General features: G+C 60.9%; 20 protein-coding genes. 8 read left to right on the top strand and 12 right to left on the bottom strand.

What is annotated here, in order from left to right:
• Window positions 1–3 precede the first annotated feature (3 nt).
• The 3 genes from AC1DIG_RS19180 to AC1DIG_RS19170 form a co-directional block, all read right to left on the bottom strand.
• Window positions 4–597, bottom strand: a complete 594-nt coding sequence (locus AC1DIG_RS19180; RefSeq protein WP_477768559.1) for an HAD family hydrolase — start codon at window positions 595–597, stop codon at window positions 4–6.
• Window positions 594–1,463 carry an acyl-CoA thioesterase II gene (gene tesB / locus AC1DIG_RS19175; protein ID WP_054594173.1) on the bottom strand — a complete coding sequence of 290 codons (870 nt, stop codon included), beginning with the start codon at window positions 1,461–1,463 and terminating at the stop codon, window positions 594–596. The genes AC1DIG_RS19180 and tesB overlap by 4 nt, the downstream gene beginning before the upstream one ends.
• 105 nt (window positions 1,464–1,568) lie before the next feature.
• Complete coding sequence (locus AC1DIG_RS19170; protein WP_477768558.1) at window positions 1,569–2,138, bottom strand: GNAT family N-acetyltransferase; 570 nt, start codon at window positions 2,136–2,138, stop codon at window positions 1,569–1,571.
• Between the two features lie 77 nt (window positions 2,139–2,215).
• Between AC1DIG_RS19170 and AC1DIG_RS19165 the strand changes: the two genes are divergently transcribed.
• Complete coding sequence (locus AC1DIG_RS19165; protein ID WP_477768557.1) at window positions 2,216–3,136, top strand: histone deacetylase family protein; 921 nt, start codon at window positions 2,216–2,218, stop codon at window positions 3,134–3,136.
• A 350-nt stretch (window positions 3,137–3,486) separates the two neighbouring features.
• Window positions 3,487–4,728: a TIGR03862 family flavoprotein gene (locus tag AC1DIG_RS19160; RefSeq protein WP_477768556.1), complete on the top strand. Its 1,242-nt coding sequence runs from the start codon at window positions 3,487–3,489 to the stop codon at window positions 4,726–4,728.
• A gap of 134 nt (window positions 4,729–4,862) precedes the next feature.
• Here AC1DIG_RS19160 and AC1DIG_RS19155 read toward each other — a convergent pair whose 3' ends face one another.
• The 5 genes from AC1DIG_RS19155 to AC1DIG_RS19135 all read right to left on the bottom strand — a co-directional run bounded on the left by AC1DIG_RS19155 (window position 4,863) and on the right by AC1DIG_RS19135 (window position 9,530).
• Window positions 4,863–6,197: a DEAD/DEAH box helicase gene (locus AC1DIG_RS19155; RefSeq protein ID WP_477768555.1), complete on the bottom strand. Its 1,335-nt coding sequence runs from the start codon at window positions 6,195–6,197 to the stop codon at window positions 4,863–4,865.
• 52 nt (window positions 6,198–6,249) lie between these two features.
• Window positions 6,250–7,176 carry a drug/metabolite exporter YedA gene (gene yedA / locus AC1DIG_RS19150; protein WP_477768554.1) on the bottom strand — a complete coding sequence of 309 codons (927 nt, stop codon included), beginning with the start codon at window positions 7,174–7,176 and terminating at the stop codon, window positions 6,250–6,252.
• A gap of 317 nt (window positions 7,177–7,493) precedes the next feature.
• Window positions 7,494–8,105 (bottom strand): 3'-5' exonuclease, encoded by a 612-nt coding sequence (locus tag AC1DIG_RS19145; protein ID WP_477768553.1) that lies wholly within the window; start codon window positions 8,103–8,105, stop codon window positions 7,494–7,496.
• Window positions 8,106–8,127: 22 nt separating this feature from the next.
• Window positions 8,128–8,607: a LabA-like NYN domain-containing protein gene (locus tag AC1DIG_RS19140; protein ID WP_019691557.1), complete on the bottom strand. Its 480-nt coding sequence runs from the start codon at window positions 8,605–8,607 to the stop codon at window positions 8,128–8,130.
• Between the two features lie 137 nt (window positions 8,608–8,744).
• Window positions 8,745–9,530 carry a DUF2076 domain-containing protein gene (locus tag AC1DIG_RS19135; protein ID WP_477768552.1) on the bottom strand — a complete coding sequence of 262 codons (786 nt, stop codon included), beginning with the start codon at window positions 9,528–9,530 and terminating at the stop codon, window positions 8,745–8,747.
• A gap of 177 nt (window positions 9,531–9,707) precedes the next feature.
• On the opposite strand from AC1DIG_RS19135, the gene AC1DIG_RS19130 reads away from it, so the two are divergent.
• Together AC1DIG_RS19130 and AC1DIG_RS19125 are read left to right on the top strand one after the other, a co-directional pair.
• Window positions 9,708–10,382: a YciC family protein gene (locus tag AC1DIG_RS19130; protein ID WP_477768551.1), complete on the top strand. Its 675-nt coding sequence runs from the start codon at window positions 9,708–9,710 to the stop codon at window positions 10,380–10,382.
• A 73-nt stretch (window positions 10,383–10,455) separates the two neighbouring features.
• Window positions 10,456–11,535: an endonuclease/exonuclease/phosphatase family protein gene (locus AC1DIG_RS19125; protein WP_477768550.1), complete on the top strand. Its 1,080-nt coding sequence runs from the start codon at window positions 10,456–10,458 to the stop codon at window positions 11,533–11,535.
• Between the two features lie 165 nt (window positions 11,536–11,700).
• Here the strand turns inward: AC1DIG_RS19125 and hrpB are convergent, their stop codons facing one another.
• Window positions 11,701–14,235, bottom strand: coding sequence for an ATP-dependent helicase HrpB (hrpB, locus tag AC1DIG_RS19120; protein ID WP_477768549.1), 2,535 nt, complete (start codon window positions 14,233–14,235; stop codon window positions 11,701–11,703).
• Window positions 14,236–14,344: 109 nt separating this feature from the next.
• Between hrpB and AC1DIG_RS19115 the strand changes: the two genes are divergently transcribed.
• Window positions 14,345–14,764: a hypothetical protein gene (locus tag AC1DIG_RS19115; protein WP_054594184.1), complete on the top strand. Its 420-nt coding sequence runs from the start codon at window positions 14,345–14,347 to the stop codon at window positions 14,762–14,764.
• Between the two features lie 28 nt (window positions 14,765–14,792).
• Window positions 14,793–15,698: a cation diffusion facilitator family transporter gene (locus tag AC1DIG_RS19110; protein WP_477768548.1), complete on the top strand. Its 906-nt coding sequence runs from the start codon at window positions 14,793–14,795 to the stop codon at window positions 15,696–15,698.
• Here AC1DIG_RS19110 and AC1DIG_RS19105 read toward each other — a convergent pair.
• Window positions 15,683–16,831, bottom strand: a complete 1,149-nt coding sequence (locus AC1DIG_RS19105) for a DUF6515 family protein (RefSeq protein WP_477768547.1) — start codon at window positions 16,829–16,831, stop codon at window positions 15,683–15,685. The two genes, AC1DIG_RS19110 and AC1DIG_RS19105, sit on opposite strands and share 16 nt — an antisense overlap.
• Before the next feature lie 421 nt (window positions 16,832–17,252).
• On the opposite strand from AC1DIG_RS19105, the gene AC1DIG_RS19100 reads away from it, so the two are divergent.
• A complete protein-coding gene (locus AC1DIG_RS19100; protein WP_427528659.1) occupies window positions 17,253–17,732 on the top strand; it encodes an Lrp/AsnC family transcriptional regulator in 480 nt (159 codons plus the stop codon).
• Window positions 17,733–17,947: 215 nt separating this feature from the next.
• Window positions 17,948–18,157, top strand: coding sequence for a DUF2788 domain-containing protein (locus AC1DIG_RS19095; protein WP_003228500.1), 210 nt, complete (start codon window positions 17,948–17,950; stop codon window positions 18,155–18,157).
• Here the strand turns inward: AC1DIG_RS19095 and AC1DIG_RS19090 are convergent.
• Both AC1DIG_RS19090 and amn read right to left on the bottom strand, forming a co-directional pair.
• Window positions 18,152–18,793: a pseudouridine synthase gene (locus tag AC1DIG_RS19090; protein ID WP_477768546.1), complete on the bottom strand. Its 642-nt coding sequence runs from the start codon at window positions 18,791–18,793 to the stop codon at window positions 18,152–18,154. The two genes, AC1DIG_RS19095 and AC1DIG_RS19090, sit on opposite strands and share 6 nt — an antisense overlap.
• A gap of 70 nt (window positions 18,794–18,863) precedes the next feature.
• Complete coding sequence (amn, locus tag AC1DIG_RS19085; protein ID WP_477768545.1) at window positions 18,864–20,363, bottom strand: AMP nucleosidase; 1,500 nt, start codon at window positions 20,361–20,363, stop codon at window positions 18,864–18,866.
• Window positions 20,364–20,544 lie beyond the last annotated feature (181 nt).

Below are 20,544 nucleotides of genomic sequence, written 5' to 3'. Positions count from 1 at the left end.
CCCTCAAGCCGACAACATCTGCCGCAACACCACACAATCGCGCGCATGCCAGTCGGCCAATTCCGGCCATGGATTCTCCGGCATATTTACCAGCACCGTCCGTGCGCCCGCCGCGCGCCCGCAATCCAGGTCAAAGCGATAATCACCGACCATCACCAGCTCGCTCGGCGCTACGTCCCAGGCTTCGGCCAGCTTCAGCAGACCACCCGGATGCGGTTTAGGCGGTGCTTCATCACGGCCCAGCACGTCCTCCACCGCAAAGCAGTCAGCCAGGCCGATCGCCTCAAGCGTGACATGCGCCAGCTCGCGAGCATTGCGCGTAAGGATGCCAAGACGATAGCCGCGCCCAGCCAGTTCACGCACCAGTTCCACCGCACCGGGTGCCGGTTTGGAGCCCAAGGCCAGGTCCCGTTCATGCTCCAGCAACCAGGCGTGTTTCGCCGCAGCTTCATCGGCCGGCAGAGCCGCGAGGTGGGTGAGGATGTCGTGTTCAGCGGGAATCGCCAGCGCCTGGCGAATCGCCACGAAATCGTGCACGGCCACGGTCAGCGTGCCGTCCATGTCGAACACCCAATGCCGTACCTCGGAGAGACTCATGCCCAATCCTTGCGATGACGAATCAGGCCTTCCTGCGTCACCGACGCCACCAGCTTGCCGGCGCGGTTGAACACACTGCCGCGTGAGAAGCCGCGAGAATTGCCGGCCCATGGGCTATCCATGGCGTACAGCAACCAGTCATCGGCGCGCAGGTCGGCGTGGAACCACAACGCGTGGTCGAGGCTGGCGACTTGCATGTCTTTCTGCCAGACCGACTTGCCGTGCGGCAACATCGAGGTGGTCAGCAAACCGAAATCGGAGGCATAGGCCAGCAGGTATTTATGCAGCGCTGGCGAGTCGGCCAACGCACCGTCGGCGCGAAACCAGACGTACTTGATCGGGTCGGCCGGTTGCGGGTTGTACGGGTCTTTCTCCGTCACCGGGCGGACTTCGATCGGCTTTGGGCACAGCAGCTTTTCGCGCATGTGCTCGGGAATCAAATGCGCGCGTTGCTGGGTGATTTCCAGCTCCGATGGCAGGTTTTCCGGACCGACCACTTGCGGCATCGCGGTCTGGTGTTCGAAGCCTTCTTCGTCGTACTGGAACGATGCGCTGCAGGTGAAGATCGGGTTGCCCTTCTGGATCGCCGTCACGCGGCGAGTGCTGAAGCTACCGCCATCGCGCACCCGATCCACCTGGTAGACAACCGGCATACCCGCATCGCCCGGACGCAGGAAATAACCGTGCATCGAATGCACATGGCGCGCGTCTTCGACCGTCTGGCTGGCCGCGGAAAGGGACTGGCCCAACACCTGGCCGCCGAACAGCTGACGAAAACCCAGGTCCTGGCTGCGACCGCGAAACAGGTTTTCTTCGATCGGTTCCAGGGTCAGCAAGTCGACCAGATCATCCAACACATGGCTCATTCAGACTCTCCTCACACAGAGCAATGCCGCGCAGTCTTGGCTGCGCGGTCGATTCAGATAGTGGCCAGGGCCAACCATGAGCCCATTGTAAACATCCCGGCCAGCTTATCCATGCAAGGTTTCCAACCATTGCTCGCGGGTGATGCGGTACAGCACGTGGCGGCGCAGCGGATGATCGGCCGCCAGTTTGGGGTGCTCGAAATCCGCCGCGGGGTCGTGATGCATGCCAATGGCTTGCATGACTTTCTGCGACGGCAGGTTGGCTTCGGTGGTAAACGCCACGACTTCGTCCAGCGCCAAACGGTCAAAGCCGCAACGCAGAGCGGTCCAGGCCGCTTCACTGGCGTAACCCAGCCCCCAGTGCTCACGGGCCAGGCGCCAGCCGATTTCAGTCGCCGGGGTGAAAGAAGCCTCGAACCCGACCACCGCCAATCCGGTAAAACCGATAAACGCGCCGGTGTCCTTGCGCTCCAGCGCCCAGAAACCGAAACCATGTTCAGCGAAATGACCACGGATTCGCCCGATCAATGCCGCACTTTCCAGACGGCTCAAGGGCGCCGGAAAGTAGCGCATGACCTGTGGGTCGGCGCACATCGCCGCAAACGCCGGCAAATCCTCATCGCGCCATTGGCGCATCAACAGCCGCGCACTCTCGAGTTGCAGTATCGGCTCCATCGTTCCCCCTCCGTTCCCCTGCAAACAAGTCTACATCGCTGGTAGGATCCTTCACTCATTCACTCCATGAAATCGCCATGTCACTGCCGCTGATTTACCACGAAGACTACAGCCCCGAGTTCCCGGCGGAACATCGCTTTCCCATGGACAAGTTCCGACTGCTACGCGATCACTTGGTGGACACCGGCCTGACCACTGATCACCAGTTGCGGCGCCCGGAAATCTGCCCAAACGAGATTCTCGCCCTCGCCCATGACCCCGCGTATATCGAACGCTATATGGGTGGCGAGTTGTCCCGCGAAGACCAACGGCGGCTCGGCCTGCCGTGGAACGAAGCGCTGGCCCGACGCACCGTGCGCGCGGTCGGCGGCTCATTGCTGGCTGCGGAACTGGCGCTGGAACACGGCATGGCCTGCCATCTGGCCGGCGGCACGCATCACGCCCATTACGATCACCCGGCAGGCTTCTGCATCTTCAATGACCTGGCGGTGATCAGCCATTACCTGCTGGAAAGCGGTCGCGTCGGTCGGGTGCTGATCTTCGATTGCGACGTGCATCAAGGCGATGGGACCGCACGCATACTGGAACATACCCCGGATGCGGTGACGGTTTCCCTGCACTGCGAAAAGAACTTTCCCGCACGCAAAGCCAAAAGCGACTGGGACATTCCGCTACCCATGGGCATGGGCGACGAGGATTACCTGAAAGTCGTCGATGACGCGCTGAATTACCTGCTGCAGCTCTATCAGCCCGATCTGGTGCTGTATGACGCCGGTGTCGATGTGCATAAAGACGACGCACTGGGCTACCTGAAACTGACCGATGAAGGCGTCGCCGCCCGCGACGAAAGCGTACTGCGCCATTGCCTGGGGCGCGATATTCCGGTGGTCGGGGTGATCGGCGGCGGCTACAGCAAGGACCGCCAGGCCCTGGCGCGACGCCATGGCATCCTCCATCACAGCGCGCAACGGGTCTGGCAGTCATCAGGTTGTCACTGAGATGTGGATGCTTTACCCACAATGCCTGTGGAACGGCCTGTGGATAACCTGAGTGAAAGGACCTACAGGCCATGCTGCATATAGCCTGCAAAGGACTGAGTGTTTTTTGACCAGTAAAACACCGCCCTGTAGCAGCTGCCGAGCCCGCGAGGCTGCGTTCGGCTGCGAAGCAGTCGTAAAATCAGGCAACCTGTTCTTTCAGGCGATCCGCGTACGCTGGATTTGCGAGGACTTCGTCCTCGAACGCAGCCTCGCAGGCTCGGCAGCTGCTACGGACGCAGTCCTGCACCGTATTTCAAAGTTGTACTGCTAGAATGCCCGCCCTATTCCGCCGAACCGCAGCTCACGCCATGACCCAGTCCCCCGCCAACCTCCCTCACCACGTCGCCATCATCGGCGGCGGCCCTGCCGGCCTGATGGCCGCAGAAGTGCTGAGCCAGGCCGGGGTCAAGGTCGATCTGTACGACGGCATGCCCTCGGTGGGTCGAAAATTCCTGCTGGCCGGCGTCGGCGGCATGAACATTACCCATTCCGAAGCCTACCCGGCATTTCTGTCCCGTTATGCCGAGCGCGCCCCGCACATCGCCCCGTTGTTGCGCGAATTCGGGGCTGAGGCCTTGTGCCAATGGATTCATGGGTTGGGTATCGAAACGTTCATCGGCAGCTCTGGCCGGGTGTTTCCTACCGACATGAAGGCCGCCCCGCTACTGCGCGCCTGGCTCAAACGCCTGCGCGATGCCGGCGTCGTTATCCACACCCGCCACCGTTGGCTGGGCTGGAACGCTGATGGCAGCCTGCGTATCGATAGCCCCGAGGGCGAGAAGGCGATCAGCGCCGATGCGCTGTTACTGGCGCTGGGTGGCGGCAGCTGGTCTCGTTTGGGCTCGGATGGCGCCTGGATGCTGCCGCTGGAACAACGCGGAGTCGCCTTGGCGCCGCTGCAACCGAGCAATTGCGGTTTCGAGGTGAAGGCCTGGAGCGAGCTGATGGTCAGCAAATTCGCCGGCGCCCCGCTGAAAAATATCGCCATTGCCCTCAACGACGACCTGCCGCGACTCGGCGAATGCGTGATCACCGCCACCGGCATCGAAGGCAGTTTGATTTATGCGTTGTCGGCGCCGATCCGTGAAGCCATCAATCAGACCGGCTCGGCCACCCTTCATCTCGACCTGCTGCCCGGCAGGCCTATGGATAAAATCCAGGTGGCACTGAATAAACCCCGCGGTTCACGCTCCATGGCCAAACACTTGCACAGCCAGCTCGGCCTCGAAGGCGTCAAGGCTGCACTGCTACGCGAACTGACACCGGCCGAATGCTTCGCTGACCCGTTTTTGCTGGCCAACGCGATCAAGGCCTTGCCGCTGACACTGGTCAACACCCGCCCATTGGACGAAGCCATCAGCAGCGCCGGCGGCGTGACGTTCGAAGCGATGAATGAAAAGCTGATGCTCAAGCAACTGCCTGGCGTGTTCTGCGCAGGGGAAATGCTCGATTGGGAAGCGCCAACGGGTGGCTATCTACTGACCGCGTGTTTCGCCAGTGGGCGAGCGGCGGGGTTGGGGATGGTGGAGTGGTTACAGCGCAAGGCTTGAAGACCGGGTCGCGTCCTTCGCGAGCAAGCCCGCTCCCACATTTGATCTAAGTTGTACGCAAAATTTGCGTCAAATGAAAATCAGTGTGGGAGCGGGCTTGCTCGCGAAAGCGGTCTAACAGGCGCAGCGTCTAATCAAGGCTTACGCTTGCGTGGCCCGGTATTGAACACCGGCACTTTGCGCACAGGCTTGATCGAAGGCTCCGGCGCCGAAGCATCACCGCTCTCTACCCACTTGCCGAGGTTGCGTTTGCCGCCACCGGAGACTTTTGGCTTCTTCGGTTTTTTCGGTTTCTTGACCACCTGGCCGCTGGCATCAGTATCCGGCACGCGGTGTTCAGGCTCGAAGTCCTGCTCCATGTGGCGGGTCAAGGTCTGACGCGTCAGCATCTCGATGGCCGACAGCTGATTCACCTCATCGGCACACACCAGCGAAATCGCCTCGCCGGTCGCGCCTGCACGGCCGGTGCGACCGATACGGTGGATGTAATCCTCGGCAACGATAGGCAGGTCGAAGTTCACCACCAGTGGCAAGTCTTCGATATCCAGGCCACGGGCCGCGACGTCGGTGGCTACCAGAATCTGCACTTCGCTGGCCTTGAAACGGTCCAGTGCGCGCTGCCGTGTAGCTTGTGGTTTGTCGCCGTGAATACCATCGGCATTCACGCTCAGGCCCTGGAGTTTTTCCACCAACGCGTCTACGCCGTTACGGGTCTTGGCAAACACCAGCACCTGCTTCCAGCGATTCTTGCGCAGCAAGTGAATGAACAACTCGGCCTTGCGCTTCTTGTCGACCGTGACCACCCATTGCTTGACCGTATTGGCGGCAACATTACGCGGGCTGACTTCGATGCTCAGCGGATCATTGAGCATTTTCCCGGCCAACTCGCGAATCGCATCGGAGAAGGTCGCGGAGAACAGCAGCGTCTGACGCTTTTTCGGCAGCGCCTTGTAAATGTTCGCCAGCTCTTCGGAGAAACCCAGATCGAGCATGCGGTCGGCTTCGTCCAGCACCAGAGTTTGCAACTGGTTGAACTTCAGCGCGTTCTGGCGGAACAGGTCCAGCAGGCGACCTGGCGTGGCCACCAGCAGGTCGACACCTTTGCGCAGCTTCATCATTTGCGGGTTGATGCTGACGCCGCCGTACACCGCGTAGGTGCTCAGCGGCAGGTTTTCGGCGTACTGACGCACGCTTTCATGAACCTGCTCGGCCAGCTCGCGGGTTGGCACCAGGATCAGCGCACGTACCGAGTTATGGGTGACTTTCGGCCCTTCCATGGCCAGCAACTGCAACAGCGGCACGGCGAAACCGGCGGTCTTGCCGGTGCCGGTCTGGGCCGCAGCCATCAGGTCGCGACCCGCCAGCACCGCCGGAATGGCTTGCGTCTGCACCGGGGTCGGGGTCTGGTAGCCGAGCGTCTCAAGGGCGCGCAGCAAGGGTTCGATCAGGCCAAGAGTGGCGAAAGTCATGGGAATACCGTAGGAAAAATCAGCGCGAGTGTGCAATGGCGCGCAGTTTACCCTAATTCACACGGGATTCTGTCGGCACCAGGACGGCAGGCCGCTCAGGAGCGCGTCGCCACTGCGGCAGACTGATCAGCACCACGGCACTGATGATCACCGCCATCGCCAAAGCCTCTTCGATACCGATGCTTTCTCCGGCAAAAACGATCCCCAACAACACCGCCACTGCCGGGTTGACGTAGGCATAACTGGTGGCCGCCGCCGGACGGACGTTTTTCAGCAGGTACATATAGGCGTTGAACGCAACGATCGAGCCGAACACCACCAGGTACAGCATCGCGACCCACCCCTCGAGCGGCGGCAGGCTTTGCAGCTGTTCACCAGTCAGCGCGCTGCCGATCAACAACACCACGCCACCGACCAGCATTTGCGCCGCACTGGACATTGCGCCCTGAGGCATTGGCAAATGTTTGCTCCACACCGAACCAAACGCCCAGGCTGCCGCCGCACCAATCAGCAGCACAGCCCCCAAAGGGCTCGATTGCAGATTGGAGCCCAGATTGAGCATGGCGATACCGATCAGCCCGAGCACAATCCCTGCCCATTCCAGACGGGTATTACGCGAGCCCCAGAAATATCCGCAGAGCAAGGTAAACAACGGCACCGTCGCCACCGCCAAGGCCGCAACGCCAGAGGCCACGCCCGTGTGCTCGGCCATGCTGACCGCGCCATTGCCAAAACTGAGCAACAAAATCCCGATCAGCCCCGCCGCCTTCCACTGCGGCCAGGTCGGCGCCGGTACACCGCGCCAGCGCAGGAAGGCGTACATCAGCGTCCCGCCGACAATAAAACGAATGCCGCCGAGCATCAGTGGCGGCCAGTACTGCACGCCGATGCGGATCACCAGATAGGTCGATCCCCAGATCACGTACAACGCGAAAAAGGCACCGATCAGCGGTAACGGAAAACGGCGTAGACCAGACATGGGACGCTCGAAGGCAGGACAAGGAGAGCGTTATTTTAGAAAGCCGACAGACGGAACTTAAGTTACAAAACCTGTTTATAAGGCCGGTACACTTTTCAAAGTACCACCGCATCACATCAAGAGCGGACGCGGAGCGTCCAGTGAGGCATTCCCACGCAGGAGCGTGGGAACGATCATTCACTCCACGTGGGAACGATAAAAGTAGTGCCCCTGTGGGAGCGAGCTTGCTCGCGATGACGCCGGCACACTCACCACACAAGTGACTGACAGATCGCTATCGCGAGCAGGCTCGCTCCCACAGTGGAGTGGTGATGCAGTCAGAACCCGCGATGGCGCTTGAGGTGTTCGTTGATCTTCGCCGCCGGCACTTTCTGCAAGCTGCACAGCAGATCATGGGACAGCTCGCGCAAGCCGTGTTTGTGCAGCAGTTCCCGCTCCAGGTGCACAGTAAGGTTGGCGGCCATTTCGGCGTCGGCCATGGCCCGGTGAGCCTGACCGGTGTGGGGCAATTGGGCGAAAGTGGTGAGGGTGCCGAGTTTGTGGTTCGGCGCGGCCGGCATCAGGCGCCGGGCGAGTAACAGCGAGCAGGCGAAGTTCTGCAGGCGTGTGCGTTTGATCCGTCCCAGTTCAAAGTCCCAGAACTTCTGGTCGAAGGCGGCGTTGTGGGCCAGCAGCGGCGTGATACCGACGAATTCGTTGACCTCATTCATCACCTGCTCGGCCGAGGGTGCAGTGCGCAGCATGGCGTTGCTGATACCGGTCAGTTGCTCGATGAAGGCCGGGATGCGCACGCCGGCGTTCATCAGGCTTTGGTAACGGTCGACAATCCGCCCCTGTTCAAGAATCACCACGGCAATTTCCGTGGCCCGGCAACTGCTGCTCGGGGAGATTCCGGTGGTTTCAAAGTCGATGACGGCTATGCGTTCCAAACCTGTTCCTTGGGTTCAATAATCAGTTTTTAAGCAGCAACGCGCCTTCGATCGGCACGTAACGGCTGGCCGCGCGAATCAGCGAGTTGGCGGTGAGCCCCGGCACGCCATAGGCCACCGCTTCGACACCGTGCTTGGCGATGATCCGCTCCAGCAACATGTCGAAATCACCGTCCCCCGAGGCCAGCACCACTTCGTCGACGTGATCGGCGGCGTCCATGATGTCGAGGGTGATGCCCACGTCCCAGTCGCCCTTGGCCGAGCCGTCGCTGCGCTGGATGTAGGGCTTGAGTTTCACGATGAAACCGAGGTTGCGCAGGATCTGCTGGAATTGCTGCTGCTTGCTGTCGCCGCGATCGATGGCGTAGGCATAGGCCTCGACGATCTGCCCGCGCTGACTGACGTCAGCCCAGAGGGCGGCGTAGTTGAAATGACAACCGTAGGCCTGGCGCACGGTGTAATAGAGATTCTGGACATCGGCGAACACTGCGATCTTCTTCACCGCACATCCTCATGGCGCACACAAGCGCGGGCGATTGATCAGACTCAAAGTCCGAAAGTCGCCCAGTATGCCAGTCAGAAGGAATGTTCCGCGAATAATCAGTCCGGGGCGCAACAAGGCCCCGGACGAATGGCGTATCAGACGAAGGAATCGTCGTCATCGCCACCGAAGAATGAGCTGTCGTCGCTGTCGTCGGTGTCTGCAAACCCGCCCTGATCGTTGTTGCTCCAGGAATCGTTGTTGGCCAGACGCTCGCTGTCATTCACTTGAGCCGGCTCTTCCTTGATAACTTCAACGATTTCCTGCGGCTGCTGCTGGTTGCTGTGGAACAGGCTGCTGATGCCCTGCGCCAGCATCACACCACCGGCCACGCCGGCTGCGGTTTTCAAGGCGCCACCGAGGAAACTGCTGCCGGCTGCCGGCGCCTGTTGCTGAGGTGCGGCGTAGTTCTGTTGTGGGGCACCAAAGTTTTGCTGTGGGGCACCAAAGCCCTGCTGTGGCGCGCCATAGTTTTGTGCCGGTGGCGCAGAAGGTCGCGCCGGTTCACGCCAGCCGCCGCTCGATGCTGGAGCGCTCTGGGCCGGTGCAGGCTGTGGATCACGGGAGCCGCCGAAGATGCTCGACAGGAAACCACCGCCGCTGTTGCTCGGGGCTGGTGCCGCGGCCTGGGCCCTGGCTTGTTGCAGTTCGGCTTGCAGTTGCTGAAGTTGCTGGGTGAGCTGTTTGTTTTGCTCGTCGAGGCTCTTGATCGCCGCCTCTTGCACCAGAATCGCCTGAGTCATGAAATAGCCCGCTGCTGGCTGGCGGCTCAGGTGTTCCTTGATCCGCGCCTCGGCCAGAGCATCGCGTGGGGCTGAATCCGTTTCGGCCTGTTGCAGCCGTGAAAACAGTCCATCGATCAGGGTTTGTTCTTCGCTGTTCATGGCGACCTCATAGATTGCCGGAAAATCATTGCCCTTCTCCCTTATGGATAAGGTGCCCACTAGTTATGGGGCTGTTGCCGATTGTTTCAATAGCCTTTACCGAACGTTTACGTTTGCTCGACTGCCGGTCGCATCGGTTACAGTGTCACCATACTTTGTAATCAGCGAAAGCGACCGATGAATCCGTTAGACGTACTCCGCGACTCCTTGTATTTCTTCCAGCGCAACCTGGGCCGTATCGTGCCGCTGTGTCTGCCGTTGGTCGTGCTTGAAGCCTTGCTTCAGCAACTGGTCGACCACTCCCAGGGGCCAGACGCCTTTCCCGGCTATAGCGTAATTGTCGGGTTGCTGGTGTATCCGCTGTACACCGCCGCGCTGATCCTGTTTCTCGATGCCCGCAGCCGTGGCGAATCGCCGCGCACCCTGGCCCTGTTGTCGGCGTCGGTCAGCCTGTGGCCACGCTTTGCATTGCTGACGGCGGTCAACACCTTGCTGATTCTGGTGGGCTTGTCGCTGTATTTCCTGCCAGGCATCTGGCTGATGGTGATGCTCGCCTTTGCCGAATACCTGCTGGTGCTGCGCAACATGCAACCGCTGGAGGCCATCCGCGAAAGCATGCGCCTGGCCCGTGGCAATTTCCTGCGCATCCTGCTGTGCATTCTCTGCGTGATGGGCCCGTTGTGGATACTCAAAGGCGCGAGCATGGCCATCTACCCGGAGCCGCAGAACCCGGCACTGTCGCTGATCATCGAAAGTGTCCACAGCTTTCTGCAACTGTTCACCAGCGTGGTGCTGTTTCGTCTGTTCATGCTGATCAGCGCGGCCCCCGACAAAACCGAAGGAAGCGCCTGACAGCTCTACCCTTGGGGTCAGGACTCACCTCGGTTATGCTCGGGCCCAACTTTGTAACGCCATAAGCCGAGCCATGACCCGTCTACTGCGCTACACCCTGCTGGGCCTGCTGATTCTCGTCAGCCTGCTGTTTTCCTTTCTCTACAGCCTGACCTGGCGCCCCGACGCCAAGGAAACGCTCCCCGTCAGTTGCAGCACCAGCGCGCCTGTGCTGGTGCCGGGGCAGACGTTGAAGGTGATGACCTGGAATGTCCAGTACCTGGCGGGCAAACGCTATGTGTTCTGGAATGACCTGGCCCAAGGCCCTGACGAAAGTCCGACCGCGGAAGACATGGCTTTCAGCCTCGATGAAGTGGCACGGGTGATCCGCGACGAACAGCCGGACGTGGTCCTGTTGCAGGCGCTGGATGACGACGCCAAGGCCAGCGGCTATCAGCATCAGCTCAAGTTGCTCCAGGAACGCCTGGCCGACCTCTACCCTTGCAGCACGCACGCCTTCGACTGGAAGGCCGACTTTGTTCCCGATCCGCATATTTTCGGCAGCGTTGGCCGGCAATTGGCGACCTTGAGCCGCTACCAGATCGAACACGCCGAACGCCTGCAGTTGCCTGAAGCGCCGATCAATTTCATCAGCCGTCAGTTCCAGCCGAAAAACGCCCTGTTGGTGAGTTACCTGCCACTGCGCGATGGCGGGCAAATGGCGGTGCTCAACACTCACCTTGATCGGGCGGTGCAGCCTGATGAGAACCAGCAGGAGAAGGTGACGGCGGTTGTCAAGGCGCTCGACACGTATGAAGGTCGCGGCACGCCGTGGCTGATCGGTGGCGACTTCAACCTGTTGCCGCTGGGCCAGTATCAACGCCTCGCGCCCGAGCAACGCACGCCCTACTCCGCCGACAGTGCCCTGCATGTGTTGTGGGACAAGTACCCGATGATCCCGACCAACAATGAGGCCAGCGGCGTCGATCGGGACCAGTGGCTGACCCATTACCCTAACGACCCCGACCTCAACGGCCCGGACCGCACCGTCGATTACCTGTTCTACAGCCCGCGGATCAAACGTATCGAAGCGCAAGTGCGACAGGACGATACGCTGCGCATCTCCGATCACCTGCCGGTGATTGCACGGTTTCTACTCCCGGCCGCCCCCTAGCGACTGACTGACACAGATCCAATGTGGGAGCGAGCTTGCTCGCGATAGCGGACTGACATTCAACATTGATGCTGGATGTTATGGCCCCTTCGCGAGCAAGCTCGCTCCCACATTGGAGTGTTGGCGCATCAGGGAATGTGTGCACTTGACTGGTGGGGATTGCTCTTAAGACTTACGCGGCTTGGCCCGCGCCGTGGCCTCGGCCACCAACGGATCATCCGGCCAGTAATGTTTCGGGTAGCGTCCCTTGAGGTCCTTCTTCACCTCGGCATAGGTGCTGCGCCAGAAGTTCGCCAGATCCTGGGTGACCTGCACCGGCCGGCGCGCCGGTGACAGCAAATGCAGCTTGACCACTTGCCGGCCACCGGCAATGCGCGGGGTCTCGGCCAGGCCGAACAGCTCCTGCAAGCGCACCGCGAGAATCGGTGGCTGTTCGCTGTAATCCAGACGAATCGATGAACCGGAGGGCACGCTCAGATGATGCGGCGCCTGCTCATCGAGGCGTTGCGGCAATGGCCACGGCAGCAGGTTATGCACAAAGCTCGACACGTCCAGGCTGGCGAAATGGCTGAGCCGCGAAACCCGTCCCAGGTACGGCATCAACCAATGTTCGAGGCTGGCCAGCAACGCCGCATCGCTGACGTCCGGCCACTCACTCTCGCCCTGCTTGCTCAAGTCCAACTGACGTAGCAATGCCACTCGCGCCTGCCACTGACGCAACTCCGGCGTCCATGGCAACAGCTCCAACCCCTTACGGCGCACCAGATTGACCAACGCCTGGCTGCGTGCGGTTTCATCAAGGCCGGTCAACGGTTCGCGACTGAGCACCAACTCGCCGACCTTGCGCTGACGCTCGGCCCGCAGCACGCCTTCGCGCTCGTCCCAATCGAGCTGATCGACGCAACGCACCTGCTCCGCCAACACCGAATCGAACAGCGCCGGATCAAAATCCGCTGCCAGATAAATCCGTTCTTCGCGCTGTCCCTGACGACTGCCCAGATCGGCGATCACCAGCCAGGGTTGTTTCATCAGGCTGTCGGCCTCGGCGAACAATGCCGCACGACCGTTGGCCAGCCGATATTCCGCACCACCGGCACGGCGCTGTTGGGCGACGCGGTCCGGATAGGCCAGCGCCAGTAAGGCGCCGAGCCAGCGCGGATGCTCCGGATCGCTGACCGGTTCTTCGGCTTTGCCACGCAGATAACCACGATATTGTCGGGCCAATTGCCGCGCCCGCTGCACACCACCCTGAGCGCCACGCGCCGCGCGCTCTTCGCCGGACAACAGCACCAGTCGACTGTGCAAGTCCGCACCGGCACCGCGCAAAATGTCCCGTTCGCCAAGCAATGCAGCGACGTCGCAGGCCATGTTCGCCAGCCCCAAGGCTTGCCCACGCAGTAACAGATGCGCGATACGCGGATGGGCCGGCAGTTCGGCCATGGCCTGACCGTGGCGAGTGAGTTTCCAGTCCTCAGCAGACGAACCCTGCAACGCGCCAAGGCGTTCGAGCAAGTCCTGCGCCTGTGCATAAGCCGCCGCCGGGGGCACATCGAGCCAGACCAACTGCCCAGGCGTCACGCCCCAACGCCCGAGCTGCAAGGCCAGCCCGGCAAGGTCTGCCGAGAGAATTTCCGGGCTGGCGTAGGCCGCCAATTGTTCGTGCTGATCCTGCGACCACAGTCGATAACACACACCCGGTTCCAACCGTCCTGCGCGGCCGGCACGCTGGGTGGCGCTGGCGCGGGAGATGCGCTGGGTGTCGAGGCGGGTCATGCCGCTGCCCGGGTCGAAACGCGGCACTCGCGCCAACCCGGCGTCGATGACCACCCGCACGCCGTTGATGGTCAGGCTGGTTTCGGCGATGTTGGTGGCCAGCACTACTTTGCGCTGGCCAGGCGGCGCCGGGTCGATGGCTGCGCGCTGCGCCGCCAGATCGAGCTCGCCATGCAACGGGCAGAGCAACACCTCGGAGCGCTCGCCCAAGGCATCCGCCAACTGCTGGTGCACACGACGGATTTCGGCCTGCCCGGGAAGGAATACCAACAGGCTGCCTGCTTCATCGTTCAAGGCATCGAGAATGGTCTGCACCACTCGCGGCTCGATGAACTCACCCGGCTGAAACGGCCGGCCCCAGCGCATCGTTACTGGGTACATGCGACCCTCACTACGCAGGATCGGTGCGTCATTCAGCAGCCCGGCGAGGCGCTCACCTTCAAGCGTCGCCGACATCAACAGAATCTTCAGTGGCTGCTCGTCACGAAACAACTCGCGGCCATTCAGGCTCAAGGCCAGCGCGAGGTCGGCATCGAGGCTACGCTCGTGGTATTCGTCGAAGATCAGCAGGCCTACGCCATCCAGCGCCGGGTCCTCCTGCAAGCGGCGTGTGAGGATGCCTTCGGTGACCACCTCGATGCGGGTATTCGGCCCAACCTTGCTGTCCAGGCGAATCCGGTATCCGACTGTTTCACCGACTTTCTCGCCGAGCTCGCTGGCCAGCCGCTCCGCCGCGGCCCGCGCGGCCAGCCGACGCGGTTCAAGCATGAGGATGGTTTGCCCGGCCAGCCACGGCTCGTTCAACAGCGCCAACGGCACACGGGTGGTTTTACCGGCGCCGGGCGGTGCTTCGAGCACGGCTTCGTGGCGTGTCGCCAAGGCTTCACGCAGCGCGGGTAAAACTTCATCAATTGGCAAAGAAATCATGCTGGCTCCAAAACAGATCGCCGAGTATAACGGCGAACTGCCTGGCGTTAATCACGGTCCTAATTCATACCGACGACGTTTCGTTTCAAGTTTGCTCAGGAGATTTATTATGCGTGCTCCATTTCGCCTGATTGGCGGTCTATTGGTTGCGACCCTGCTGACCCAAGTGACCGCATGCGGTTCGATTTTCTACCCGGATCGCCGTGGCCAGATCGACGGCAAGATCGACCCGGCGATTGCCGCGCTCGACGCCGTAGGCCTGCTGTTCTATATCATCCCCGGGCTCGTCGCGTTCGCCATAGACTTCACCACCGGCGCGATTTACTTCGAACCCGGCAAGACCGCGCAAGTGGCGCCGGAGAAACTCCAGCAGGCCATTGATGCCGACGGCAAGGTTGATAACCACAAGTTGCAGGCCATTCTCGAAAGCGAACTGGGCCGCAGCTTCCCGCTGGATGATCCGCGCCTGATCCAGCACAAGGGCAGCGTTCAGCAACTGGCCTTGCTCGGCCTGCAACCCGCTGCTTGATGCACAACACCGAGGAAACGCTCCACCTATGACCAGCAGCCCGGAACACGCTCGCCTGTTACGCCTCGCCACCCGCGCCTCCGTGGCGGTGGCGAGCATACTCATTGTCGCCAAGGCCATTGCCTGGTGGCTGAGCGGATCGGTGAGCATGCTCGCCGGGCTGACGGACTCGGCACTCGACGGCGTGACGTCGCTGCTCAATCTGTTGGCGGTGCATTACGCACTGCGCCCGGCCGATGACGATCACCGCTACGGGCACGGCAAGGCGGAATCCTTGTCGGGTATGGCCCAGGCATTGTTCATCGGGGGCAGCGCGGTATTGATCGCGTATCAGGCATTCGAGCGCCTGCAACACCCGGAACCGGTGGGCGCGCCGTGGATCAGCATTGGCGTGATCATCTTTTCCCTGGTCCTGACCCTGGCGCTGCTGATGCTGCAGCACCGGGTTATCCGCGAAACCGGCTCCAGCGCGGTGCGCGCCGACTCGCTGCATTACCGTTCCGACATGATGCTCAACGGCAGCATCCTGGTCGCGTTGGTACTGGCCGGTTTTGGCTGGCATCAAGTCGACGCCTGGTTCGGCCTGGGGATCGCCGTCTACATTCTCTGGAGTGCGATACAAATCGCCCGGGAAAGTTTTGCAGTGCTGATGGATGAAGAACTGCCACCGGATGTCAGCCAGCACATGCTCGAACTGGCATGCGGCGTACCCGGTGTACTCGGCGCACACGACTTGCGCACGCGGATCTCCGGCAGTCACTGGTTCGTGCAATTGCACCTGGAGTTGCCGGGGGAGCTGACGCTATCAGTCGCGCACGGCATCAGTGATCAAGCGGCGGACGCCATTCACGCCGTTTACCCGCGAGCCGAAGTGCTGGTGCACGCCGACCCGCAGGAAGTGGTGACAGCCGTCCGGAATCAGAAAGTAACCTGATAACCGCGTGAGACAAGGCAATTGCCTTCGGCCTGGCGGTAAGTCTGTACCACCTGTGGCGCCGGCTGATAGGTCACGGTCCGTGGATCAAACCCGCTCTGCTGGACCGCCCAACGATAACAATCGTAACCGTCCTGAGTGACCTGCTCGGGCGGCTGCCCATTGATCGGGTATGCCACCACGTCATAACCATTGCTGACGGGTTGTGGTTGCGGGTTGCCTACCGGCGGCTCAACCACAACGTAGTCTTGAGTGCTTTCCTCGTAGGCGTAGTACGCACCTGCCGCCAGAAACATCAGCGCGCCACCGATCCACACCTCCTGAGCGTAATCGGGCAGATACCTCACACGGATCCCGCGAGGCGGATGAACCACCACATAGCGCGGCCCTTGCGGTCGATACCAATAGCCACCGGAGTAGAAATAATCCTGCCCACGGTACGGCACACGGTCGTGGCGGTCCGGGAAGCGGTCGATTATTTGACCTGGCCGATACCGCGGGCCATCACCCCAGCCATTGCCATGTCCTTCCGGACGTCCTGGCCAGCGACGCTCATCCCGATGCTCATCGCGACCACCGGCCTGCCAACGCTGGTTGTAATCGTTGCGCCGCGGAACGTCCTGATAATAGCCGCGCTGTGGCTCCTGGGTCTGGCGAACAGTGTCCGGACGGCCCTGGATCGGCAAGTTGTTCGCCGGCGCAGGCGCGGGGCGGACTTGAACCTGGCCATTGGGCTCGTGTCGCTGACGGTTCTGCCAGTCGCCTCCCTGATTCTGATCGTTGTGTTCAAACTGGCGGCTGTTGTTGCCGCGAATTATTTCAGGCTGCGGACGTGGTTGGTTGATTTGGGGACGTGGCTGGTTGTACTCGACGCGAGGTTGATTGTTTTGCGGGTGCTGCTGGATGCTTTCCACGCGAGGCGGATTGTTTTCGGGACGCGGTTGATTACCTCCCTGATGACCTTCACCGCCATGCTCGTGCTGGCCACCACCATTATTGTGTTGTTGTTGCTGCTGTTGCTGTTGCTGTCGACGAAGGAGATCCTCCCCACCTTGACCTTCTGCCAGCAATGGCGCGCTGACACTTGCACACAACACACCAACACCTGCCATACGCCAGATGCGCGACTTCATGCTATTCCTCACTGCGGTGGTGACCTATACATAAGACTGAAAAAGCACAGGCCGGTTCTGCAACAGGTTATCAGTCGCCAGACTTATTTCTTGATTTACACACAATAAAAAAGGGAGACCCGTCGGCCTCCCTTTGAGAACTTCGTCCGTGCTCGACGCTTTTGACGTCGGCTCACCTCACTCCGTCTTCTGGACAGTGTGTAGCCCGGGGGCCAACTCAGCTCCTGTGGGAGTGGTGGCCGCGACTGGCCTGATTCGGCGGGTCGCTGTGGACTGTTTGTCCGGGCAGTGATTCTGGTGATAAGAATAGGCTTGAGGCGGCGACAGACGATTGCGAAGATTGCTCAAATAAACATGACTTGCGCAATTTTTCATCACGGATAGATAATCCACCGCAATAGTTAAGACAAAGGCCTGATTCATGAGCAAACTCGACCGATACGACTTGAGCATTTTGGCGGAATTGCAGCGCGACGCACGCATCTCCAATCAGGAGCTTGCCGAACGCATCGGCCTGTCGCCTTCGCCTTGTTCGCGACGGGTCAAGCAGCTTGAGGACGATGGCTACATCACCCGTCAGGTGGCCCTGCTCGACCGCAAGAAGCTCGGCCTGAGCCTGACCGCCTACGTGTTGATCGGCATGGACCGGCACACGCCCGAGCGCTTCGAAAACTTCGAAGCCGCCATCCGCACCTTGCCGCAAGTGCTCGAATGCAGCCTGGTGACCGGGATGGACGCCGACTATCAACTCAAGGTGGTGGTGCCGGACATGGACCACTACCAGAAACTGCTGCTCGGCCACCTGACCCGCATTGAAGGCGTGACCAGCGTGCGCTCAAGCTTTGTACTGAACCAGGTGCTCAACAGCACCGAGTTGCCGCTGACTCACCTGCGCAGCTGATTACGCCATCGCGAGCAAGCTCGCTCCCACATTGGATCTTCAGTGAACACATTATTTGTGAGCATCCGGGATCAACTGTGGGAGCGAGCTTGCTCGCGATGGGGCCGGCACAGGCGACGAACAACTGCGGCAGACCGACGCACGTCAATGCGCCGCCAATATCCATTGGCGTATACTTCCCCGGCCTTTTGCCCCGCCTGCGCTGGAGATAATCGATGGATCCTGCAGTATTTGAAGAGTGGATGATGACCGGTCTGGTCAGCATCCTGATCATTTTCATGGGTTTCATCGTCTGGGATCTGGCGAAAAAATCCAAGGCCGGACGCTTCGGCTCGTTCATCCTGTTCTTCGTGCTGGGTCTGGGCGTGGCCGCGTTCATCATCAAGAGTGTGGTGATCGGCCTGATCGAATCCGGCGCTTTATAAGCGCGCCGGCACTTCTTTCCACTGCCCCTGATCGAGGCCTTCGATCGTCCAGTCGCCGATTCGCACCCGCACCAGACGCAGAGTCGGCAAGCCAACTGCAGCGGTCATGCGCCGCACCTGGCGGTTGCGCCCTTCACGAATCACCAATTCCAGCCAACTGGTCGGCACGCTTTTGCGAAAGCGCACGGGCGGGTTGCGCGGCCATAGCTCAGGTTCTTCCAGCTGCCGCGCTTGCGCCGGCAAGGTCATGCCGTCATTCAACTCGACACCCTCGCGCAGTAGCTGCAATTGCTCGGCGCTCGGCTCGCCTTCCACTTGCACCCAATAGGTCTTGGCCAGCTTGTGTTTCGGGTCAGCAATGCGCGCCTGAAGCTGGCCATCGTTGGTCAGCAACAGCAAGCCTTCGCTGTCACGGTCCAGCCGTCCTGCCGGGTAGATCCCGGGAATCTCGATAAAGTCCTTGAGCGTCGCCCGCCCTTCTGCGTCGCTGAACTGCGTCAGCACGTCGAAGGGTTTGTTGAACAGAATCAGCTTCGGCTCGGCCGGTGGCGCTTTGGCAACACGTCGCGGAGCTGAAGAGGATTGCGCAGGTTTCACGCCGGGGCGGCGGGAAGCGGGACGAGGAGGACGCGGCATGGCAAAAACAACATCTAACGGTCAGGGCTCACCATGCTAGTGGCCCGACCGTTAAATAACCACCATCCAATCAGCGGAACGGCGGCTCGTCGAAGCTGCGCAGTTTGCGCGAGTGCAACGAGTTGAGCTCGGTGCGCAACAGATCCACCGCCGCGATACCGATCTTCAAGTGCTGGCTGACCGCACGCTCATAGAAGGCGTTGGCCGAACCTGGCAACTTGATTTCGCTGTGCAGCGGCTTGTCCGACACACACAGCAAGGTGCCGTACGGCACGCGCAGACGATAGCCTTGCGCAGCGATGGTGCCGCTTTCCATGTCCACGGCAACCGCGCGAGACAGGTTGATCAACGGACGCTCCTGAGCCCAGCGCAATTCCCAGTTACGGTCGTCGTAGGTCAGCACGGTGCCGGTGCGCAGGCGTTTTTTCAGGTCATCGCCCTTTTCGCCGGTGACGTTGGCTGCCGCCTGCTGAAGCGCAAGCTGCACTTCGGCCAGGGCCGGAATCGGAATGTTCGGCGGTACCACCCGGTCGAGAATCCCGTCGCGACGCATGTACGCGTGAGCCAGCACGTAGTCACCGATGGTCTGCGACTGCCGCAGGCCACCGCAGTGACCGATCATCAGCCAGCAATGCGGGCGCAACACGGCCAAATGGTCGGTGATGTTCTTGGCGTTGGACGGGCCGACACCAATGTTCACCAGGGTGACGCCGTGGCCATCAGACGCTTGCAGGTGATAGGCCGGCATTTGATAACGGTGCCAGACCACGCCTGCGGCAATGGAAGACGCTTCGCCGTGATCCATGCTCTTTTCTATGATCACGTTACCTGGCAAGACCATGCGCACAAAACGCGGATCAGTGCGCAGTTGCTCCAGGCCATGGGTGATGAACTGGTCGACATAACGGTGGTAGTTGGTCAGCAGGATCCACGGCTGGACATGGCGCCAGTCGCTGCCGGTGTAGTGCACCAGACGGCGCAAGGAGAAATCCACCCGCGCTGCATCGAACAACGCCAACGGCAACGGATCGGTGTTTTCCCAATCGTACAAACCATCGGCAATGCCATCGGTGGCAGCCGACAAATCGGTGCTCGGGAACACTCGCGCCAGCACCGCAGCGGTGACGCCGGAGCCCGCCAGTTCATCGCCCTGCTCGACCACGTACGGATACGGGATGTTCTGCTCACTGACGCCGACTTCCACCGTCACGGTGAAGTCGTGCATCAGCGGCACCAGTTGCTCCAGCAAATACTTACGGAAAGCCGCCGGATGGGTGACGGTGACGCTGTAGGTCCCCGGCAACTGGACCTTGGCGTAAGCCCGCGTGGTCTGTGGGACTTCGCCTTGGCAAAGGTAGGTCAGGCGTAATTCCGGATAACGAAACATCGCACGCTGTTCGGCGTCGGGTTCGATGCGGTCCTTGAGATAACGCTTGAGCGCCTGACTCAACGCCGTGGTGGCCCGCTCGTGCAGAGCGGCAAGCCGATCGACGGCTTGTTCGGCGGTTTGAACGACAATAAAGGCTTCGGTCACGATCAGCTTCCTGTGTTCTGACTTGCAGGCCTTCATCTTGCCTGCAACATCGCTTCACGGAAACACCGGAGTGCTGGGTGACCACAAACGGCGATGCAATGAGGTCCAGTGTGGGAGCGAGCTTGCTCGCGATAGCGGCGTGACAGTCGACATCCATGTTGAATGTTGCTCAGTCATCGCGAGCAAGCTCGCTCCCACACTGGTTCGGTGGTGTTCA

This window comes from Pseudomonas sp. 05N431 (assembly GCF_056397005.1).
This window is presented reverse-complemented; position numbering and strand designations above follow the sequence as displayed.